The organism is Aerococcus sp. 1KP-2016 (assembly GCF_002252085.1).
In the GTDB taxonomy this organism is placed as follows: Bacteria; Bacillota; Bacilli; order Lactobacillales; family Aerococcaceae; genus Aerococcus.
The window spans coordinates 81,034-104,118 of record NZ_NEEY01000002.1; the positions used below are offsets into that span (position 1 = coordinate 81,034).

General features: G+C 37.9%; 15 protein-coding genes, 2 tRNA genes and 1 pseudogene. 1 reads left to right on the forward strand and 17 read right to left on the reverse strand.

All coding sequences use genetic code 11. The features are described from left to right. Positions 1-130 precede the first annotated feature (130 nt). The 17 genes and pseudogenes from rpsB to B9P78_RS01085 all read right to left on the reverse strand — a co-directional run bounded on the left by rpsB (position 131) and on the right by B9P78_RS01085 (position 22,654). Entirely contained in the window at positions 131-889 is a 759-nt protein-coding gene (gene rpsB / locus B9P78_RS01010) for a 30S ribosomal protein S2 (protein ID WP_094517737.1), read from the reverse strand. A gap of 258 nt (positions 890-1,147) precedes the next feature. Continuing rightward, on the reverse strand, positions 1,148-4,348 hold the full coding sequence (locus tag B9P78_RS01015; RefSeq protein ID WP_094517738.1) for an SNF2-related protein: 3,201 nt from the start codon (positions 4,346-4,348) through the stop codon (positions 1,148-1,150). A 210-nt stretch (positions 4,349-4,558) separates the two neighbouring features. Then, positions 4,559-5,047 carry an AI-2E family transporter gene (locus B9P78_RS01020; protein WP_094517739.1) on the reverse strand — a complete coding sequence of 163 codons (489 nt, stop codon included), beginning with the start codon at positions 5,045-5,047 and terminating at the stop codon, positions 4,559-4,561. Positions 5,048-5,081: 34 nt separating this feature from the next. Further along, positions 5,082-5,753, reverse strand: coding sequence for a 1-acyl-sn-glycerol-3-phosphate acyltransferase (locus B9P78_RS01025; protein WP_233487629.1), 672 nt, complete (start codon positions 5,751-5,753; stop codon positions 5,082-5,084). Then, a complete protein-coding gene (locus tag B9P78_RS01030) occupies positions 5,743-7,554 on the reverse strand; it encodes an ABC transporter ATP-binding protein (RefSeq protein ID WP_094517741.1) in 1,812 nt (603 codons plus the stop codon). The genes B9P78_RS01025 and B9P78_RS01030 overlap by 11 nt, the downstream gene beginning before the upstream one ends. Continuing rightward, a complete protein-coding gene (locus tag B9P78_RS01035; protein WP_094517742.1) occupies positions 7,541-9,310 on the reverse strand; it encodes an ABC transporter ATP-binding protein in 1,770 nt (589 codons plus the stop codon). Before B9P78_RS01035 ends, B9P78_RS01030 begins: the two co-directional genes overlap by 14 nt. A gap of 167 nt (positions 9,311-9,477) precedes the next feature. After that, positions 9,478-9,705, reverse strand: a complete 228-nt coding sequence (locus B9P78_RS01040) for a YneF family protein (RefSeq protein WP_094517743.1) — start codon at positions 9,703-9,705, stop codon at positions 9,478-9,480. Positions 9,706-9,786: 81 nt separating this feature from the next. After that, positions 9,787-10,743 (reverse strand): RluA family pseudouridine synthase, encoded by a 957-nt coding sequence (locus tag B9P78_RS01045; RefSeq protein WP_233487630.1) that lies wholly within the window; start codon positions 10,741-10,743, stop codon positions 9,787-9,789. A gap of 33 nt (positions 10,744-10,776) precedes the next feature. Next, positions 10,777-11,244, reverse strand: coding sequence for a signal peptidase II (gene lspA / locus B9P78_RS01050; protein ID WP_094517744.1), 468 nt, complete (start codon positions 11,242-11,244; stop codon positions 10,777-10,779). A 45-nt stretch (positions 11,245-11,289) separates the two neighbouring features. Beyond that, the gene (locus tag B9P78_RS01055; protein ID WP_233487631.1) at positions 11,290-11,820 is read right to left on the reverse strand and encodes an RNase H family protein; all 531 of its coding nucleotides are present in this window, start codon (positions 11,818-11,820) and stop codon (positions 11,290-11,292) included. Between the two features lie 54 nt (positions 11,821-11,874). Beyond that, positions 11,875-11,961 (reverse strand): annotated as a pseudogene (locus tag B9P78_RS10630) (RNase H1/viroplasmin domain-containing protein); the annotation flags it as partial. A 104-nt stretch (positions 11,962-12,065) separates the two neighbouring features. Next, a tRNA-Gly gene (locus tag B9P78_RS01060) sits at positions 12,066-12,136 on the reverse strand. 58 nt (positions 12,137-12,194) lie between these two features. Beyond that, the gene (gene addA, locus B9P78_RS01065; protein ID WP_094517745.1) at positions 12,195-16,016 is read right to left on the reverse strand and encodes a helicase-exonuclease AddAB subunit AddA; all 3,822 of its coding nucleotides are present in this window, start codon (positions 16,014-16,016) and stop codon (positions 12,195-12,197) included. Continuing rightward, positions 15,997-19,719, reverse strand: a complete 3,723-nt coding sequence (locus B9P78_RS01070) for a PD-(D/E)XK nuclease family protein (protein WP_094517746.1) — start codon at positions 19,717-19,719, stop codon at positions 15,997-15,999. Before B9P78_RS01070 ends, addA begins: the two co-directional genes overlap by 20 nt. A 136-nt stretch (positions 19,720-19,855) precedes the next feature. After that, positions 19,856-21,112, reverse strand: a complete 1,257-nt coding sequence (gene pepT, locus B9P78_RS01075; RefSeq protein ID WP_094517747.1) for a peptidase T — start codon at positions 21,110-21,112, stop codon at positions 19,856-19,858. An 11-nt stretch (positions 21,113-21,123) separates the two neighbouring features. Beyond that, the gene (locus B9P78_RS01080; protein WP_094517748.1) at positions 21,124-21,939 is read right to left on the reverse strand and encodes a Nif3-like dinuclear metal center hexameric protein; all 816 of its coding nucleotides are present in this window, start codon (positions 21,937-21,939) and stop codon (positions 21,124-21,126) included. A gap of 10 nt (positions 21,940-21,949) precedes the next feature. Next, positions 21,950-22,654 carry a tRNA (adenine(22)-N(1))-methyltransferase TrmK gene (locus tag B9P78_RS01085; RefSeq protein WP_094517749.1) on the reverse strand — a complete coding sequence of 235 codons (705 nt, stop codon included), beginning with the start codon at positions 22,652-22,654 and terminating at the stop codon, positions 21,950-21,952. Positions 22,655-22,819: 165 nt separating this feature from the next. Here B9P78_RS01085 and B9P78_RS01090 point away from each other — a divergent pair. After that, positions 22,820-22,892, forward strand: a tRNA-Thr gene (locus B9P78_RS01090). The last annotated feature ends 193 nt before the right edge of the window (positions 22,893-23,085 follow it).

A 23,085-nucleotide genomic window follows, 5' to 3' on the forward strand; every position in this document is an offset into this window, starting at 1 on the left:
TGCATTCTTTCAAAAAAGGCCATCTAAACTAAGAAGGAAAGCCAAATATAGCTTAGACAAACTTAATCAGACAGCCATCTACTGTATTTATTCTACTACTAATTGAAGATGTCTTCAACTATAGCAATGCTTATTCAGCAACCTCGTCTAAAACTTCGTCACCTTTGAAGTCTTCAGCAGTTACTTCTGCTTCAGGAGCTTCTTGAGAACCTTGTTTTGCTTCAAGAATTGCTTCAGCCATACCACCAGTGATCAATTTGATTGCACGGATTGCGTCATCGTTTGAAGGAATAACGAAATCTACTTCATCAGGGTCACAGTTAGTATCAACCATAGCGATAACTGGGATGTTTAATTTGTGTGCTTCTTGGATCGCAATTTTTTCTTTGCGAGGGTCAACAACAAACATAACATCTGGGATGCGAGGCATATCTTCGATACCGCCTAAGAATTTTTCTAGACGTTCTTTTTCTTTTAATAAGCCTACAACTTCTTTTTTAGGAAGAACGTCAAAAGTACCGTCAACTTCCATTTCTTTAATATGTTTTAAATGTTTGATACGTTTTTGGATTGTTTCCCAGTTAGTTAAAGTACCACCTAACCAACGGTGATTAACGTAGTATTGACCTGCACGAGTTGCTTCGTCAGCGATTGAATCTTGTGCTTGTTTTTTAGTACCTACGAATAATGCGATACCGTCTCCACTAGCTAATTCACGCATAGCGTTGTATGCTTGGTCAACTAATTTAACAGTTTTTTGTAAGTCAATGATGTAAATACCATTACGTTCTGTAAAGATGTATTTATCCATTTTAGGGTTCCAACGACGTGTTTGATGTCCGAAATGAACACCAGCTTCTAATAATTGTTTCATGCTAATAACTGGCATGTGAATTCCTCCATTTGGTTTTTAAATTTTTCCGCCTCTGCTTCAAAGACTCGCCACTAGAAATCCTAGCACCACGCGATTCCATTCACAAAGTGTGAAATATGTGTCAAATGACACTATGACATATTACCACCTTTTTACTGTCTTTACAAGCATTATTTTTTGTAGCGTGTGACAAAAGTAATTCAATACATCCAGCTCATATTTTTTTCTATTCATACAAAAAGGTTGAGCATATCTGCCCAACCTTTTTGCTGCTTATAATGCCTGTGAAACGCCCAAGATGTACTTCAAATCATCTAGGCTTAAGTTTTGACGGCCGGCATCGCCCGCATCATCAAACAATTGTTCAAATAAGTAACGTTTTTCTTCCTGTAGTTCAGCAATTCTTTGCTCAATTGTACCCTCGGTAATAAAGCGAACAACTTCAACATCGTTCTCTTGACCGATACGGTGCGCACGACCAATTGCCTGTGCTTCAACTGCTGGATTCCACCATAAATCATAAAGGAAAATGGTATCCGCACCAGTAAGGTTAATCCCCACTCCACCAGCTCGTAATGAGATTAAGAAGACTGACTTGCTACCTTCGTTAAATTCATCTACTTGGTTTTGACGAACTTTTTTATTTGTTTGTCCTGTCATCATGTAGTAATCAATGCCTTCCTCAGCAAGGTACTCCGCCATAAGATCTAGCATTGACGTAAATTGAGAGAAGATTAGAATTTTACGATTAGCTTCTAGGGCTCGTTTTAACATGACTTTGAAGTATTCAAATTTTCCTGAAAGACCTTTGTAATCATGCTTCACCAATCGTGGATGACAACAAATTTGACGAAGGCGCGTAATGCCAGCTAACAATTCCATATGCATTTGACCTGCATTTGATGAATCGTTGTTGAGTTGATCTTGAATTTTCTTCAAGTAAGCAAGATAGATATTTTTTTGTTCTGGGTCCAAGACACCAAAGCGATCAGTAACCGTCTTACTTGGTAATTGCAATGCGACATCGTTCTTAGTACGTCTTAGTACAAATGGACTGGCAATTCTTGCAATTTCCCCTACAGACAATTTTTGGAATTCATGTTTATTTGGCAATAAACCGGGAACGATAATTTGCATTAACGACCAGAATTCATTTAAATTATTTTCCATCGGTGTACCTGACAGTCCAATACGCATACTAGCAACCTGTTTTTTCACAGAACGGTATAGAATTGTATTATCATTTTTGATAGCTTGCGCTTCATCTAATACCAAAATATCTAAATTCACTTTTTGATAGGCTTCTTGGTCATTTCGATATGATTGATATGAAGTTAACCACACATCTACAGTATTATCGTTACGAATTAGTTCTCGTTCTTCGATTGTACCGTCAACAACGGCCACTTTTACTGACGGTGTGAAGCGTTGAAACTCATGTGCCCAGTTATAGAGAACAGAGGCTGGTGCAAGTACAAGTGATTTTTCATGTGGGTTATTCTCGATGTAATCAATAATAAATGAAATCGTCTGAACTGTTTTACCAAGCCCCATTTCATCGGCTAGTAAACCACCCAATTGATATTTAGCTAAGCCACGGAACCACTTCACAGCCGTTTCTTGATAATCAGATAGGGTTGCTTTTAGATTAGGTGATGGTGTAAAAGGTTTATCTTTAGCATGTACGATATCGTCATAGAATTCTTCAAAAACTTCATTCCCGTCCACTAAGGTTTGGAAACGTAGGGTTTGGAAGATAGGTACCACGTCACCATTTTCCCAATCATTATTGGCGTTTTGAATTTGTTGTAGCATTTTCTTTTGATCTTCGTCCATTGTGTTTTGCACATCAATGATTCGGCCATCGCGTAAACGGATATAAGATTCGTTTTCCATGATAGCATTCAAAATACGGTTAATTTCGACAGGCTCCACGTCTGACATTTCAAAATCCACAGCTAGGAAGCGGCTACCATCACTTGGCGTCATTTTTACCGTAGCGTTTACTTTATTGTCATAAACACTTCTTACAAAACGACCATATTGTAGCTGCCATTGACCCGCAAACAAATGGGCGAAGTTTTCTAAGTTTGACATTACATCGGTCAAATTATCAAATTTTTGGACAAAGGATCCTTTGTGTGGTGCAAAGCCAATTGATTTCAACGTATTTTCGACAGAAACTTCTTGTGAGAAATCCCTAACTAGCACAAATTCCTCATCTGGTAATACCTGACGCTCGGCATCATCTGAAATTAAATAATCCCCATACGCGTATTCAGGGGTAATCATTAAACTAGTGCCTTCAACATCTAATGTAATTTGCACTTGTAAATCCTCTTGAATTAAATCGAAGAAGCTATTCAAGTTTTCTAACTCACTAAATTGTGTTAAGAAATGACCAAATAAACTAATGAAATAAGCCATTTCTTCTTGTGGTAATGAAATTTTGTAATCATTCTCAGCAAAGAAGCCTTGCAGATAATGTAAATCTTCATAATAAGCTGGATCTGTAGATGTCTCATAGAAGGTTTCATCTTGTAAGACAAGACCATAATTGGCTAACCAGTTAGCATCTTGGTCCCAAGCGATGGTGTATAACTCATTTTCCTTTGTCATGGTAAAAATAAGCGCTTTGTCTTTAGAAAATTGTGGTTTCACAGCACCATTTTCCATTTTGAAACGAATATCTAAACGACTCTCACCTAAATATAAAGCTTTCAATTGATTAAACATTTGGCCAGATAAATAAAAACGCTGACTGTTTTTCTTATTCTCAGGCGCATTCATAACCATCATTAACCAATTGTTGCGCAAATGATATGCCTTTGCCAAAGCTAGTAAATATGCATATGTTTCGTCACTCAACGTAGATGGTGACAGCCAAACTTCTTCTCGATCACGGTTTGGCAAAATGTATAATGCTTGTTGGCTAACCGCTAGGAAGAACTTATCAAGGTCAGTCACGTAATACAAATTATTAACCCCTACACGGATGCGCAAATAGGCAATATCTTCGTATGAAATGATATAAGGTCGAATTTCGTCAAAGTTAATTTCAAAAGTGACTTTAACCTTGCTAGAACGAGGCATTCTCTTAATCACTTTCGTTACTTGACGAAGATTTAAATAGCCTTCAATCACTTCATTGACTTGTAATTCAGCATCTTCATCGACTTCTGGATATCGTTTTAATTCTTCATTAAATTTGAAAACGCGCGTCATACCAAATTCTCGTAAAAATAATTCTACTGCTACCGTATGTTCACAGTAACCTTTCTTTTGGAATACCTGACATTGACAGACGTCTTCTTCTTTAGCAGTTCCATCTAAGATGACGGTATAAGTGTCATCATCAAGCACTTCTGAACGCCAAACAGTGTTTTCCTCATCAGGCACCACTTTTAACACTCGGTTTTCTCTCACCAAAGCGCGTCCTTGCTCGATTATCTTACTTGGAATACTCCACTTCATATCATACACCCCAAAATTCTGAATCAGTTGCTACTTAATTAATTTATTATATCAAACTTATGAAAAAATTCATATATTAATGGACGATTAGATACAAGCACATATGCTGAAACTGTGACCTGTCATAAAAGCTCCTAGACACCCCACCAAAAAAGCCTTTAGCATCCACCAAATATTTTGGTCTTTGCTAAAAGGCTTCATTAGTTAAAATTAAATTTTATCATTATCTTGCAGTTTATCTGCTGCTTTTACTTGTTGGTAGGCAGCGATAAATGGGATAATGATGCTAGCAACGATAACACCAAAAAGATTGAATATCATTGTTGCTAGCATAGTTACGACGATAGGTAACCAGAATGGGATTTTTAAATCTTTTCCAATTAAAACTGGTTGGATAATTTCTTTAGCAATCTCTACACCAATGTATAGTGCAAATAGCCACCAACCCAATTGAACATCGCCTTGTAACCACTCGATTAAAATCCAAGGAATAAAGACGATGCCTGCACCCACAACGGGTAAAAGTGCCACTAAACTAATCCCTACGGCTATTAACCAAGCGTTTGTAATGTGTAAAGACCAAAAGGCTAATCCATGTATCAAAATTGTAAAAATAAGGAGTTTTAATTCCGCAGCAAAGTATAATTTGATATTATCGATTGTTTGTAAGCCAACACGTTTCCAAAAATTCGTTTGCATAAAGCTCCTCTTTCTCATACGTTTTAATCAGATACTACTGATTCTTTTTTGCTTTTTTCGCATCACGTTTAGCAATCGCTACTGCCATATCATAATGATAACCTGGGTCTAAGATTCGATCATTTTCATTAAAAGCATCTTGCATTGCCTGATGAACCGCCTTAGTATCTGTTTCAGAAAGTCGTTTCACATCTGGCAATTGAATTGGTTTTCCTACCCGAACTTTTGCACGATGTTCTTTTTTCCAAGAAAATATCCCCTTAATGTCGATTGGACCTTGGTAATTAACTGGTAAAAGTTCTACTTTGCCCATATTGGCAATAGATACAGCGCCAGGTTTGATTTCGTCTGAATAGCGAGAACCTGTTGGGAAAATCCCCACATACTTGTTCCCTTCTTTCAGTGTACGTACTGCATCTTTAATAGTTGATGGACCTGGATTATCACGGTCCACTGGAATAATATTGATGTTCGTGAAAAACCAGGTTAAAAATTTATTGGCTAGTAATTCTTTCTTCGCAATAAATGCGATTTGTGTTGGTCGTAATGCCATTGCTACAAAAATTGGGTCTAATAACGAACGGTGAGGGCCAATAACCACGTAAGATTTATTTGGATCGAAGTCCTCATCGTATTCATAATGCGTTGGACCATTCACTACGCGAATAATAAACGCAATGATACCGAGTAAAGTCTTATAAAGCATCGATTTCCCCTTCATCTAATTCTTGATGTGATTCTGAATATGTTTGCAGTTGATACATATTATAGTATGTACCGCCCTTTTCAATCAAGCTCTCATGGTTACCTTGTTCAATAATACGTCCTTGTTTCAAGACCACTATTTGATCTGCATCCTTAATCGTAGATAATCTGTGTGCAATGATAATGGTTGTCCGCCCTAATCGCATATTTGCTAAACCAGTTTGAATCTTTTGCTCAGTTTCTGTGTCGATATTAGCAGTAGCTTCATCTAAAATTAGGATTTTAGGTTCGCGCAAGATAGTTCGTGCAAACGAAAGTAATTGCTTTTGCCCTGTTGAAAAAGCCGCTCCCCCTTCGATCACCTTGGCATGGTAGCCATCTTCTAAACTTTCAATGAAATCATCAGCTTTTACAAATTTTGCAGCTAATCCAACTAAATCGTCGGAGTAGTCACCATGTAAACGTATATTTTGTGCAATATCGCCATAGAACATGAAGGAATCTTGAAGGACTAAGCCAATATCTTGACGCAATTGTTCAATTGGCATATCTTTGATTGATTTTCCATCAATATAAATTTGACCACGATTGAATTCGTAGAAACGCATTAATACATTAATAATGGATGACTTACCTGAACCTGTTTGCCCAACAAAGGCAACTGTTTGACCAGGTTTAATGTCTAAATTGATATCATGTAAAACCTGTTTCTTATCGTCATATGAAAAAGATAAATCTTTAATTTCAATATGACCTTCTGTTACACGACCTTCAGCATTTTCACTAGAACTTGGTGCCATTTCTGGATTATTTAATAAAGCATTAATTCGAGCACCAGAAACCATACCATCTTGGAAAATGGATAAGGAATCCATCATTTGTCCCATTGGTTGGAAGAATGAAGTTGCATATGATGTAAAAGCGTACAAGATACCAATATCGATTACCATACCTTGTAGATTCTGGAAACCAAAAATGTACAAAACAATGACTAACGCAATTGCTTCAAGGACGTTAATCGCTGGCATCAATAACAAGGCATTCATTTTGAACATGGCATTTCGAGCCACAACATAACGTTGGTTCACTTCATCAAATTCTGCCATCACACGTTTTTCTTGGCCAAAATTTTGAATAATTGACATACCTGTAATCGATTCTGACAATTTAGCATTCAAAGAAGATAAGGCAGCGCGCATACGGCCATAAATATAAGTGGATTGTCGTTGATAAATGTATATCAGCAACATCATAATTGGAATAAAACAAATAAATATAGTAGCTAATCTCGCATTTAAAGAATACATAGCGATAGTAATTGTCATGATATTCAATAAGCCATCAAAGAACGCCAAGAAAACTTGCCAGAACTCTTTAATTGTCTCAGTATCATTGGTTACTCGAGATACTACTGATCCATTTGGTGTTTGATCAAAATACCGCATACCTAAGTGAACTACCTTATGATAAACAGTATTTCGCATATGGGCGACGGTTTTCTCTGAAGCTAATTTAAAAACATAATCCCTACAATAATATGTGATTGCCTTTACAATAGTTAAACTCAAATATAAAAGCGCTACTCTAAAAGTAATTAGCAATGTTGCAGAATCTGTACTTAGCACGTCATCAATATATCTTTGAAGCACAACAGGTAGATAGGCAGCGATAGATGAAACAATGGCTGTTGCCACAAAGGCAAAGGCAAATTCCTTCCAATATGGTTTAGCAAAAGTCATAATACTTTTAAAAATCTGTCCTTGTTCAGACAAAGAAAATTTTGTTTTATTATTCATTTCCATCTACGTCACCTCCCTCTATTATTTTCTTTTGTAGTTGTTGTTGATTGTAGGTATGGGCATACCATCCATCCATTACAACTAATTCATGATGACGACCACGTTCAACTATTTTCCCCTTATCCATGACGATAATTTCTTCTGCATTCATCACTGAAGACAATCTTTGTGCAGCAACAATTGTCGTCTTATTTGCTCGTGCTTGGCGCAAATTATTTAAAATCGTTTCTTCAGTCTGTGCATCTACTGCCGATAAAGAATCATCTAAAATTAAATATTCCGGATCAACAGCTAAGGCACGTGCGATTGCAATCCGTTGTTTTTGACCACCAGATAGTGAAACGCCTCGTTCACCGACCTCTGTCTGATAGCCCTCAGGGAATGCCATAATATCATCGTGGATATCTGCTATTTTTGCATAATAATAAACCTCTTCATCTGAAAGTGAAGGATTACCAAAGCGAATATTTTCAATGATTGTATTTGAGAAAAGGAAATTCGTTTGAGGCACATAGCCAAAAGCATTGGATAAGGTCAGTAAAGAGAAATCTTTAATATCTTTACCATCATAGCTAATGACACCATCATATTGGTCATAATCTCGAAGCAATAATTTGAAGATGGTTGTTTTACTTGAGCCAGTTCGACCAACTACACCCAACATATTTCCAGCCTTTACATCAAAGGCAACATCGAACAATTTGACTTGGTTATCATCTGGATATGCAAAAGATTTTATATCAAAATGGATATCACCGTGAATTGGTTCCGTAATGGCTTGATCAACCTCAACAATAGCCGCGGTTTCATCTAACAACTCTTTCACACGGTCCCATGATGCATTCCCACGTTCCAAGGTATTCACCAAATGTCCAACAGCAATTAAAGGCCAAACCATCATGGATAGGTATGAAATATAGGCAATCAAATCACCGATTGTGATCCGTCCCGTTTGAATGAAATAGGTACCAAAGAAAATAGTCAGCACGTATGCGAAACCAACAATAATTTCAATGACGGGTGAATATGCAGCATCCGCTACATATACTTGTCTATTCTTTTCGACTACTTCGTCTGTTTTTTTTACGAAGTCTTGATAGTATTCTTCTTCTTCTCCAAACGTTTTGATCACTTTCATCCCTGCCACATTTTCTTGCACTTCATCATTCATACCTGAAAATGCCTCTAAGGATTTACGAAAACGTGTATTAATTATCTTACCTAATACACTCGCAGCGATAATTAATAAAGGAAACGGCAAAATTGTGACTAAGGTTAATTGCCAATCGATTAAGAAAGTCATTGAGAACAAAGTAACGATTGAAATTGAAATTGAATCTGTCAGGGTTAAAATACCTCCCCCGGCAACGAATCGCAAGGCTGCTAAGTCATTCGTCGCATGCGCCATCAAATCACCCGTTCGATATGTATGATAAAAACTTGCATCCATTTTTGTGAAATGATTAAATAATCGATTTCGTAAAATAGATTCTAACAATGTTGAATTGCCAAATATAGCTGTTCGCCAACCGTAGCGTAAGGCATACATCATTAAAGCAAATAATAAAATCAAGCCTGTTTGTGTAATCAATAATTGCCAAGTTAATGTTCCTCGTGCAATTTGATCAACCATATTCCCTACAATTTTAGGGGTAATCGCTGACAAAATTGAACAGGCAATTAAAGCTACAACACCAAAGGCATAACTTTTCCAGCGTAATCTGAAAAACCAACCCAATTTTTTAAATATTGAAAACATTTCTTCCCTCCTATTTGCACATAGCCTATTTATTATGTAACAAATTGTTGCTAAATGCGAAAATAAACCCTCTCATTTTGATAGATTACACGTAAACAGCCTCCGTAAAAATGATTCTTTACGGAGGCTATTCCTTATTTAGTAACATAAGCTAACTTTGTTACTAATTATTTAGATTTTCTAGATGATTTTTTCATTGATTGTGTAATTTGACGAACACGTTTTTCAGATGGTTTTTGTCCCATAGACAACATCATTGAACGAATCATGTCGTCAGAAATTGGTGGGTTTTCTTCAAAATAGTTCACCATATATTTACGTGCAATGAAGAATCCACCGACCGCACCTAGAATAGCTGCGACGATTACAATCAGAATCCAAGCTCCTGTACTCATTAATATCTACACTCCTCTCATACGCTTACAAGAATTGATTTTACTAAAGTATAGCCTTTTTTGCAAAACTTTTCCGAAAAATTACGCACGTTTCCAGATGAGGTCATCTAAAACGGCTTGGAAATGTTCAGGAATTGGTGCATCAAATGCCATATGTTCACCGGTAACTGGGTGTGTCAATTCTAAATGATGTGCATGTAATAATTGCCCTTCATCATCAAAAAAGCGTTCTTTATACTGACGTGCATATAACTGATCATCTACAATTGGATGCCCCATAAATTGGGCATGTACCCGAATTTGATGCGTTCTACCTGTTTCTAATTGGAAATTGACCAAGGTATAGCCAACGTAACGATGTTTCACAGAAAAATGTGTCACAGCATGACGGCCATTTTCATTCGCTTCAAATTTTAAACGATCTTTTTCATGACGGCGAATTGGCACATTTACAGTTCCGCCAGCTTCAAAAATTTCACCATAAACTAAGCCAGAATAAATACGTTTCATTTCGTGATTTGCGACTTGTTCAATTAATTTTTCAAGCGCAACTTGTGACTTAGCCACTACTAAAAGCCCTGTTGTATCTTTATCTAAACGATGTACGATACCCGGACGATAGGATTCCCGGCCAATAGCAAGTTGTGATCCATTTTTTTGCACATGGTATAACAAGCCATTTACCAAAGTATGGGTACGATGATTTACTGACGGATGTACAACTAGGTTTACTGGTTTATTTACCACTAAAATATGCTCATCCTCAAACACAATATCCAAATCCATTTTTTCTGGGTCTGGAATAAAGTCTGCTTCGTCAACCAAATCTGGTTTTTGGACAACCACTTTGTCCCCTTTAACCAAAGGTAATGATGCTTTAGCAACCTTACCATTTACTGTTACCAATTTATCTTTGATCCATTTTTTGATGGTCGTACGACTTTCTCTCGTAAATTTTTCGGTTACAAATTGGTCAACTCGTACACTTTCATCTGCTTGAAAATCAAATTCAAACTTCATTTCATTTGTTTCTGTCAAAATGACATCACCTCTTCTTTTTGCTTATATCGTTTATTTGTTATCAGTTTTCATCTTTTCTTCGGGTGTTACCAACATATAAATCAGCATTATAATAACACCAATCGTTAAGGCCACGTCGGCAACATTGAAGATTGGGAAATTGATAAAATCTAGTTTAAACATATCCACTACATATGATAAATGTAGGCGGTCAATGAAGTTGCCTAGCGCCCCACCTATCATGAAGGACAAACCGATAGATAGCAAACGTGAATCTTTCCCTTCTTTATGCAACATGTAAAATAATACACCTACTACCACTAAAGTTATCAGGTAAAATAACCACATTTGACCAGAGAAAATCCCCCAGGCAGCACCATCATTTTGTAAGTAGAATAATGATAGCAATCCTGGAATTACTTCCTTTGCTTCTAGTAAGTTTAAATTAGCTACCGTCCAATTTTTTACGAATTGGTCAATGCCCACAATAATTGCGATTAAAATATAATATAAAAACATAGGTCCTCCTATTCATTCTTGCATCCATGCACTTCACACTGTACCTTATCTATTTGCCTGCTTCGCTTCTTGAATACCTGACTTGGCTAACTGATCAGCCATTTCATTATAGGTGTTTCCTGTATGGGCCGCTACTTTACTAAAACCTATTGTAATTTCTTTGCCTTTAGCTTGCATAAAATCATGATATTCCTGTGTATAGGTATTTTTTGCTTGCCAAGTGCCCAATGCCCATTCTGCAATGCCCATATAATCATGAAAAATGACTACTTGTTTCGCATTCGCCTCAAGTGCAATTTTAACAGCTTGCATTGCAGCAATAATTTCACCAGCCACATTTCGCATTTTTGCTAAATCTGCCGTATTACGACCGCCCTTATACTTAGAGACTTGTCCTTGATATAGGACTACCCCACCGTAACCAAAGTAACCTGAATGCTTGTCAAAAGAACCATCTACATAAACAGACATGGATACTTTATCATCGAGGCGAACCGCATTGCTGTCAAGTAACCACCGAATTTCTTGACCCTGATTCGCTTTGATAGGTGCATTAGGTGCACTTGCCTTGCCCATGAAAGCTTCAGCCTCAGCCTTACTGGTAAAAGATTTGTATATAGCACCAGAAAATCCGGATACTTGTTTTTGACAATCAGGCCAGGTGGTATAGATACCGGGTTGGCGTCCCTTTTTACTGCATAAAATTTCCCCATGAATAAAAGCTCACTTTCCTTTGCAATACAGCGATCTTTAGAATAAAAAAAGTGAGACCACCGTCCCACTTATTATAACCGATTTTTCGGCAAATATTGAAAAATTTAAGCGGGTGACGAGAATCGAACTCGCGACGATAGCTTGGAAGGCTATGGTTTTACCATTAAACTACACCCGCAGGCAAAAATATTACAAGAGATATTATAGCATCACTCGTAATATTTTTGCAAGTCTTTTTAGACAAAAAATGTTTTTAGTGTATCTAAAGAAATAATCATTTTCCTGGTAACAGGTCGATGCCAAATTGTTTCGAGGGCTTTGGCGTATAAATCCATTTGCGCTTGATAACGATTCAATAAGATTTCCTCTTGTTGTTGGTCATTTAGATAGGCTACTCGGTCCGTTTTGAAGTCATATAAATAAATCTCTTGATCGAATAGTATAAACCCGTCAATTGTACCATGGACTAGTAAATCGTCCTCACTCGTCATATCTTTAAATATTTCTGAGCCAAGCATAGCTAGGGAAAATGTTTCTTCTCGGTAAAGTTTTGTTTTATATTTCAAAATCTCTTTACCGATTGGTGTATCAAAGAATGCCACCAATTGAGCTATTTTTAAATGTGGCCACAACTGTTGATCGAGTATTTGATTTTCAACTAAATGGTCAAATAAATCTCTGAAATCAGCTTCTTGCAAGGCACTATTTAAATCAATTTTCTGCATTAATAGATGAGATGCTGAACCAATGGCCATTGGCGAAACAGCTTGAGCAATTTGCATAAATTTCGGTTGGTCATAATCATCTTCCGTATATCGGAAAGTCTGTGTCAAAACATTTTGATTGCCCTTCGACCACGTTTGCAGATACGCTTCATCCGGATCCTGTAACATTCGTTTCAATTCAGAAACTGATTGGTAAGAGGTCGTTTTTGTCGCTGATTGATAAGCATAATCAATCGTGACTGGTGGCAAATCAATGGTCACCTCATTTTGAGGTGCTTGATTATCTGCAAAAAGTGCTTCTATCGCAAATAAATCTGTCTGTGTTTCTTCCTGTTTGCTTTGTCCAATTTGGTTAATCCAGTAATTTCGTAAATCAACCGTCTCAGCTTGGTTGCGAACAGCTACTTTAAAATGGGTATGCCCTGTCGGTAAATAATCTTCTACATGAACTGTTTCATTTACTTTGTCAAAATCGTGATGGCGTAACAAAGCTGGTCCAATCCAATCTAGAATTGACTGTGCTTTTAGTCGGCCATTTGCCGATAATACTTCTTGATTACTTAAAGACGTTTGCCATTTTTCCAAAGCCTTATCAAAATCTTTTACCATGCCAACCAAAACTAATTGTTGCTCAGCCCTCGTCAAGGCTACATAAAGCTTCCGCATTTCTTCGGCTAGCATGTCTTTCTTCTCATTACGCTTAGCAACAAGTTCAAAAGCATTCGGATATGAAATATGACGTGAACGGTCATTCAATTTCACACCAATACCTACTTCATCATTATAGATAACTGGACCTCTTAAATCTTGTGTATTAAAGCGTTTGGAAATGTTATACACATATACCAGTGGGAATTCTAGCCCTTTAGAGTGGTGAATGGTAAATACATTGACAGCATTACGCGCATCATCCCCACTCTTTGGTGCTTGTAAATCATTTTCCTTCTCTTGGATTTTTTCGATAAAGCGAATAAATTGAAAAATTCCTTTAAAAGCTGAGGACTCATAATCTGTTGCAATCTGATAAAAACCATGCAAGTTATTTTGACGGATATCCCCATTTGGCATACCGGCCACATAATCTAAGAAACCTGTGTCTGTGTAAATTTGCCAAATTAAACTTGCAATTGGTTTATCACGCGCTATATCCCGCCAAGACTGATGCCATTCATCAAGTCTAGATAATTGTTTGTGGATAAGGTCATCCGCATCTGTTATAGCCATATAGGTCTTCATGGCATCATAGAACGTACCCGACTTATCCGCAATCCGAATTTTGGCCAAGGCTTGCTCATCTAAAGATAAAATTGGCGAACGAAGGATGGCGGCAAGTGGAATATCTTGATAAGGGTTGTCAATGAATTTCAAAATATTCAACATAATTCGGATCTCAGTCCGTTGGAAGTAATTGGCAGCATCATCCAATATGATTGGTATTTGATACTGACCGAATACCTCTTCAAGTGCCAAGTGGTTACGACGGGTCGCCACCAGAATAACAATATCTTCATAAGTAATTGGTCGTTCTGCTTGCAATTTTTTGTCATAAATCATGTGTTGACCATTCACTTTTTCAAGGATTGATTGTGCAATTAATTCTGCCTGCATTCTCGTACCATCAGTTGGACCGTCTTCATCAGCATCATCGCTGACAAAACTTGATTCTTTACTTGTTTCGGCGTCTTTTTCCTCATATAGCAAGACTTCTGTATGCATGGTATCAACTTCAGGATAAGCCGTAAAACCAAGTTTCAAAGCTGCATCTTCATCATAGGCAATCTGCCCTACTTGCGGATCCATCACTTGACGGAAAATAAAGTTGGTAAAATCAAGTACATCTCCACGTGAACGGAAGTTTTCGGCTAAGATAATGCGATTACCTCTTTGGCCGTCCGCAAAATCGTTAAATTTTTGAATGAATAAGCCTGGTTCAGCAAAACGGAAGCGATAAATGGATTGTTTCACATCACCTACCATAAACATATTTGGATCGTCAGGATTGCCAGAAACAGCTTGTAAAATAGCTTCCTGCAACGCGTTTACATCCTGATATTCATCAATCATGACTTCCTCAAATTTTTGACGATAATAGGCTTTGGCTTCATTCATACCATCTTCAGTTTCTACTTCTTTAGTCAAAATACGGTATGTAAAAAGTTCGATATCTGAAAAATCAAGCATGCGTTGGGCAAATTTATAGGCGGACATTTCCTTACTAAAGGCTTTTTCTACCGCTACTATTGCTTGACTTAGGGCTTTAGCATCTTGGATAAATTGACTTTGATATGTTTCATCAAAGGCAAAATAAGACATGATTTCCTTATCGTATATACCTTTTACGACATCATCATGACGCGTCTTCAGTTTGTCATGCTCAGCAGTTAACGTTTCGTCATTATCATAGTCTTTTTTGCTTTTACGTGAAAATGACGGGAATTTTTCTGAAATAGTCATCTGATAAGCGTCCTTATAAGAGCTATTCAGCAATTCTTTCAACTTCTCCAAGTAGGTAATTTCAGCCTTTAGACTCTCAATAATTTTTGAAAAACCTACAGCTTCAGCTTCCGGTACATCTGTTTTTAAGACACGGATATTATTGATTAACGTATCAATTTCATCTAAGATAATTGGCTTCACATATTCATGATAAAAAGTCGACTCGCCATAGGCCACATCTGCATCCGGATAATGACGTAATAAGCCATCTAACCAGGCATCTGGATTTGTATGAACGCGAGATTTGTTGTATAAATCAAAAATCAATTGATCAATACCTTCATCCTTACGGTCGCTGGCAAAATGTTGGGTAATCAATAAATAATTAGGATCTTGTTGACCTAACAATTCTTCTTTTACTGTCTCCCAGACATTTTCAAGATGCATCGCATTTTCTGTAGGGTCTGTCAGTAATCGATAGACGGGATCTAAATCAATTAGGAAATAGTAACGTTGGATGACCTGCTTACAAAAGGCATCGATTGTTGAAATATTGGCTTGCGGCAGTTTGGCAATTTGTTGGAGAAAATGTTGCCGCATGTCCGGATCAAACTCATCATTAATCATTTCCTGTAGCGCCACTTCCAAACGTTCTTTCATCTCGCTAGCAGCTTTCTCGGTAAAGGTCACAACGAGCAATTCGTCTACACCGTAACCGCGTTTCACCTTTTGCAAGATGCGTTGGACTAGGACACTTGTTTTTCCAGAACCAGCTGAAGCTGAAACAAGGAGGTTACTGCCTTCTAAGTGAATTGCAGCCCACTGATCAGCAGTGTAACGTGCATTTTCTTCTGTTTGAATTGGAATAGTGGTCTGTCTAGTGCGTTGTTTCTTCATCGTTTAGCGTGTCCTCCTCATCTTCATCCTGGTTGTGGTCATTTGCTTGAATGACCTTAAAAAATGCTTCTTTCGATAATTTTTGATGTGGTCGGTATTTATTCATATAATCAGTCGCATCAAACATGGACACCGAACGATAAGGCTCGGTCATCGATGGAATATAATTATCGCCTTCAATTGGGTACAAGGCAATATTTCCTGACACAATTTCCTCTGTTGTTGCCACAATTTTTGCTTTCACAAAATCTAACAACTGTTCAATTTCACTCTGCGTTAAAACTTTCGAATGCGCATCAAAATCGCCATCTTTCTTACGAGTGGCACTATAAACAGGCGACTTGGCACTAGCAGGCAACCCATCTTCATGAATCTGATCCAATAAATCATAGTCTGCTCTTACATAACCAGAAAGTTTCAATTCAGACATGATTTTTTCTTCGATATTCGCCTCGGTTAAGTCTTTTTGGTCTTTGATTTTTACCATTGGTTGGAATATACGTTGATAAAAAGCACCCAAAGCTTGGACAGAATGACCTTCACGAGTCAGTGTTTCAAGGGCCACCCCCAAATAGGTAAATAATTGTAATTGTGCACCTAGATAAATTTCATCAAACTTCACGTCATGTTTGGATGATTTATAATCTACAACTTGGATAAATTGATGATTACCAGTTTCATCAAAGGTTTCAGCTGCATCTAAACGGTCAATTTTCCCGCGCAAACGTACTTCCTGACCATTGGACAAATGGAATTGAGTCAACGTATCCGCTGCCTCTTCTGATGTCACATAGCCAAAGGTTCGTTCGGTCTCAATTGTCTTCAAATGAACCGCTTGTTTTTGTTTGATCATATTTTCAATCAATAATCGTAACGTATCCTTCATGGCGTTTTGTAGATGTTGATTACGGTTGTTGACACTAAAGACAGTATATTCAGGATAATGTGCCGGATCCTCAAATTCTTTCATTACCTGAGCTAAAATACTATCCAGTTCCGCATCGGACAAATTAGCCATATCAAAATCACGCGGATCTATCGCTTTAAAGACATGGTCCAACACATCATGGAAGTAGTTCCCCGTTTGCAAAGCATCCAATTTAAAGCTTGGTCGTTCTTTTAATTTCAAACCATATTTTAAGTAGTAAGAAAATGGATCACGGTTATAGAGTTCCAACTGTGAAACGGATACACTTAGTATTTCACCGTACAAGGCTCGGGCCAATTCAGGTGTTAATGGTCGCACTAAATTATGGTAATCAAGACTCGTTCTCAACCATTTCAATAAATTAGTGGTTGCCGAGTGTTGCATAACTTGTTGGTATACTGGTTGCCAAGCGGTTGCAATAGATTGTCCTTGATGCTTACTTTGTGCCAAGGCATTTAATAAATAGCGTACTTGAGAATGACCATTTCCCAGTTTCAAAGTCACAGGAGTCGTGAAGCTAGCATCCGGTTGACGCAAGTGTTTGCTTTTAATATCAAAAATTTTTGCAATACGCTCAATCATTGGCGACAAACCTTCAGAACTCTTGTCTCCGTTATTAATTGGATAGGAAATGTATAAATGTTCTGTTGCTGATAAAAAAGCTAAATAAGCCTTGTATGCCTCATTATTATTTTTGGTCGTCGCCGACAACTTAAATGCCTGCAAATCATCCAACTTAGCCGCCATCAATACTCGGTCTTCGTCAGTTAATAATGATTTTTCCTCATAGGTCTGAGGCAAAACATATTTAGACATACCCATGATAAAAGTGATTTTCTTCGGTTTTACTTTTCCTTCATCAAATGAAGCTATGGTCACTGCATCCATGGTCGGTGGCACGATTGCATAACTAGCATTTTGAAAGGCAATATCTAAAATACTGAAGAAATACTCCACATCAAATGTTTCTTCACCAAATAATTGGACGTAATCATCCAACATATTCACAAAGGTTTGCCAAGCTTGCTCGTGTTGACGACCCTCTTGTAAGTTACCAAGTGCAAGATAGTGGTTACGCCATGCCATTAGGCTATCGGGCACCCCACTTTTTACTAAAAATTGGTAAAAATGGGTAACTGCTTCGGTAGTTTTTTGTGCTTGTTTCCAGTTTTCGAATAAGGGTTCTAAAGCGCCAGCTAAAAATGACTTCACCCGGTTTGCCGTTGCTTCTATGGCAATATCCCGCTCAGTCCCAATCTTGTCGCCCTCTTCATCGACTAAAATATATGACCATGTACGATCTGTTGACCACCAAAATTGGCCTTCATAGCCATTACGTAAGACCACATTTTCTGTCAAATCGATGTCATCTCTAAAACGTGTTTGAGCTTGCAAAACACTTGGATCATTGTCAACTACCGAGGCTTTTGTAGGGTGAATAGTATCCGTCTCACCATCAATATCTATCGGTGTTAATAAATCAGTACGCAACAAGTCAAACACATCTTGATAACGCCAATTATTGCGGAAAACTTTATATAAGGCACTCATAAAATGGTACAAGGGGTGCAAGTCCATGGCGTCCTGGAAGTTGGCAAAATATGGGACATCATTAGCCTTTAGTGCCGCCTCTAAAACATATTGATAAGCCGCTTCATCACGTATAAGAATTTGAATATCTTTGTAACGCAAATTTTTACTTTCATCCGCAATCAATTGATAAATTTGACTAGCCACTTGATCTGCTTCCATATATACAGAGGGAACTTCCCAAATTTCCATGATTGACTGGACAAGTGCTATATCCGCATTGGTTTGTGTGGTATCCCCTCGTTCAATACGGTTATCGGTTCTTAGATACTGATCTAAGACTTTAAAACCAGGATCATAGTCGTCGTTCTCCTCTGCAAAGACAGGATAATCCACATCAATTTGTTGACTCCGTGCGAAATTGATTAACTGATGGTAGGTTTTGCCCGTCACGGTGAACAATTCAAACCAATCTGGATTTTGTTGACTATAATCACGATCAAGATTGAGTACAATTTGAACTGATGGTGTATTGTCTAATAGTGTCACGATGGTTGCTAATTCTTGGGCATTGAAATAATCGAATCCTGAAATGATGATTTTTGTTTTACTTAAGTCCTGTGTTTGAATTGCTTGACGTAATTGGTCAAAAATATCATCTTCACCCATGGTTTCACCTGCAACAGCAGCTTCATATTGGCTAAAAATATAGCCAATTTCCTTTATTTTTTTTACTTGGTTTTTCACTAAGGGATTTCGATCATCGGCAAATTGATCCAACGTATCCGCTAAAAATGCACCAGATATTTGACCATCGTGTAATTCCTTAAATAGATCTGCTAACGCTTCAATAAAACCGATTTGGTTGTATTCACCACGGTAAACGACTAAGTCATCCTTGATGCTAGCCAAAACCCGTCCAATTAACATGATATTTGCAATGTCACTGATGCCTGTAGTCCGCTTGGCGTCTTGTTGTTGTAATAAGTACCAAGCCAAACGTTTGAATGATTGGACTTGTAATCGCATCATGCCGACATGCTTGCCGTCGCTAAAGTGATCATTGGTCGATTGGATCTTACGCATTTCGCGCAAGACGTTCATTTCCATCTCAAATTTCATGTTATCATCCGTGATAATAAAGACCTGATGAACGGCATCGGCTTGTAAATACTGATCAATATCTTGGTAGATTTTCGTCATATTATCTTTGGTGGGTGTTTTCAGGATAAATTGTAAACTCAATTCGTGGCCTCCTATCTAAATCTAGGTAAAATTTTCCTATATAGCATAAGAAGTTGGCATTTTAACAATGCCAACTTCTGCTATGTGAGCCTAGAATGTTCTCTAAACTACTTTTATTACATTTTAACGCAAATGATTATAATTCGCTATATGATGCCGCACCCTCAACAATTGCAAGCACAACTTCAGTCGCTTTCACCATTGTTTCAAGACTTACATATTCAAAACGGCCGTGCATGTTTTCACCACCAGCAAACAAGTTTGGTGTTGGTAAGCCCATGTATGTTAATTTAGAACCATCCGTACCACCACGGACAGCTTGGATATCTGCTTCAATGTTTACTTTTGCAAAAGCTTGTTCTGCTAAAGTCACAGGACGCATATCTTTCTCGATAATTTCACCCATGTTATAGTATTGGTCGTTCAATGTCACAGTGACAATTTCACTACCATAAAATTGGTTTAATTTTGCTGCCGCGGCCACAATTTCTTCTTTACGTGCTTCAAATTTAGCACGGTCGTGGTCACGGATAATATATGAAGCTGTTGCCCCTTCAACATCACCAGTTAATTTCATCAAGTGGAAGAATCCTTGACGACCATCAGTATTTTCTGGTCGTTCATCTTCTGGTAATTGGTTGTGGACATCAATCGCTACTTGTAAAGCATTGATCATCAAGTCTTTAGCTGAACCAGGGTGAATATTTTTCCCGGTTACATTCACAACTGCTGAAGCTGCATGAAAAGTTTCAAATTCCAATTCTCCTAGTGGACCACCATCTAAGGTATAGGCAAAGTCTGCAGCAAAGCGTTCAACATCGAAACGGTCTGCACCCATACCAATTTCTTCATCCGGACCGAAGGCAACTTTTACTTCACCATGTTTGATTTCTGGATGATCGATTAAATATTTACCAGCAGTAACAATCTCAGCAATACCAGCCTTATCATCAGCACCTAGTAAAGTTGTCCCATCAGTAGTGATTAACGTTTGACCAATGTATTTGTTTAAAGAATCAAATTCTTGAGGATCCAATGCATATCCAGAATTACCCAATTGGATAACTGACCCATCATAATTTTCAATGATTTGTGGGTTCACATTCTCAGCATTAAAGTCAGCTGTATCTACATGGGCAAAGAAACCAATTGTTGGATATTCTTTACTGTCATCTGTGGCAGGGATTGTAGCTGTAACATAGCTATCTTTTGTATTGTAATAAACATCTGAGAAACCTAAAGTTTCAAGTTCTTTTGCCAATTTATGCGCAAATTCTACTTGATTTTGAGATGAAGGTACTTGTGTGTAGTTTTCTTCATTAGAACGTGTATTTTCTTTCGCGTATTTCACGAAACGGTTTAATAATTCTTCATTTGCAATTTTGTATGTCATAAAATTTCCTCCTAAATAAATGTAAATGGATCAGTATTCAAGGCGCTTGCCACAACTTCGACTTGCCATTGCTTCTCTTCCTGCCATTTGTTCAATTTCTTTGTCATTTCATCTTTCACTACCGACTCAAAATGATGGCCGGGATCAATTACATTTAAGCCCGCCGCGATCATATCGTGAGCCGTGTGATAATAAACGTCTCCCGTGATAAAAGTATCTGCACCCTTAGCTAAGGCATCCTCAAAATAAGAGCCACCATCACCGCCAAGGATGGCTACCCGTCTAACCGGTCTGTTGGCGTCTGCCACGATTGTCCGTAAGCCTTTGACGCCTGTTTGTTCTTTGACAAATGCTGCAAAATCAGCGAAAGAACGCGGCGTTTTCAAATCACCAATACGACCAATCCCTATAGCTTCGCCCGTACTTTCATCGGTAGTATGTGGCGTCAATACTTCAGTATGGTCAACTTCGTATAAATCAGCTAGCCAGTCATTCATACCGCCTGGTGCTGCATCTAAATTGGTATGCGCTGCATATACAGCGATGCCCGACCGAATAATTTGTGCGTACATCGCTTGCTGAGGATTATCTTCCGTCAAGCGTTTAACAGGTCTAAAGATTGGTGGGTGATGCGCAAAAATAAAATCTACGCCCAGTGCCACAGCCTCTGCCACAACTTCAGGTCGCACATCCAACGTTACTAGTATTTTATGGATTTCTTGATCCATGCGGCCAAAATGTAAGCCACTAGGGTCACCTTCCATCGCATATGTTTCTGGTGCAAACGTCTCAAATTGTTTGATAAATGCTTCAACAGTAAGTACCATGAGATCCCCCTTATGCTAATTGTGCTTCAATTGCCTGTTTCAATTCCTGGTATAACCTAATTTTGGCTGGATTCGGATCTTGCGCCTTTTCTAATTGGCCTAATACATAATTAGCACGATCTAAAGCTGCTTGCCACTTACGTGCAAAAACAACTGGTTCCTTCTCCTTAATAAATCGACCAAACATTAAGTCATCCTGGTTCCATGTTTCAAGTACTGCTTCAGTATAATCAGCCACTATGATTTCATAGAACTTGTCATTTTCTTCGATAATCGTTTCATCAATAATTGCGTAAGAATTGTGATTTAACCACTCACGCACTTTTTCTTCTGCAACATTAGCTTGTAGAATTAAACGCGGATGTGTTGCCAATTTATTATCAGCTAGACCAGCCGTTAAAATATCTACGATCAAGGCACCACCCATTCCGCAAATAGTCACCGTGTCAATTTGATCAGCTTCTTGTACAACAGCTAGGCCATTACCTAACCTAGCCTCAATCATATGGCTCAGGTCTTGACGTTCAATTTCTTGCTTTGCGGCCTGAAAAGGACCATCTACCACTTCGCCTGCAATCGCAAATTTAATTTTGCCACTGCTGGCTAAATGCGTTGGTAAATACGCATGGTCTGAACCGATATCTGCCATTCGGGCGTCTTGTTTCACAAAAGAAGCCACCGCAGCTAATCGATCAGATAAATGATTTACATTCATAATTGATCTTCTCCACTCATTTTCAATACGGTTCATTATATCAAAGATTTATCGATTTTTAAGCCATTTCCCCTTTTTTTAACTCAGAATTTTCCCTTTACAAAATAAAAAAATAGGCGTAACATAGTTTTAGTGGTTTTCTCGTTGGGCACAACGGTAGAACACGCCGAATTAGCTCAGTCGGTAGAGCATCTCATTCGTAATGAGGGGGTCACAGGTTCGATTCCTGCATTCGGCATAAATAAGTACAAAAAGAACGTTAAAGAAAATTGAAAACCTTGATTTAATAGGTTTTTGGACAAAACAGTTTCAAAAGAAAGACAATAAAAAACAAAAAAGTGTGAACTCAAGTGTGAACTCTTAAGACAGTCTGTAATAGGCTGTCTTTTTTAATTTCCATAACATCATGCCTAATTTAGAGTAAATAAAAA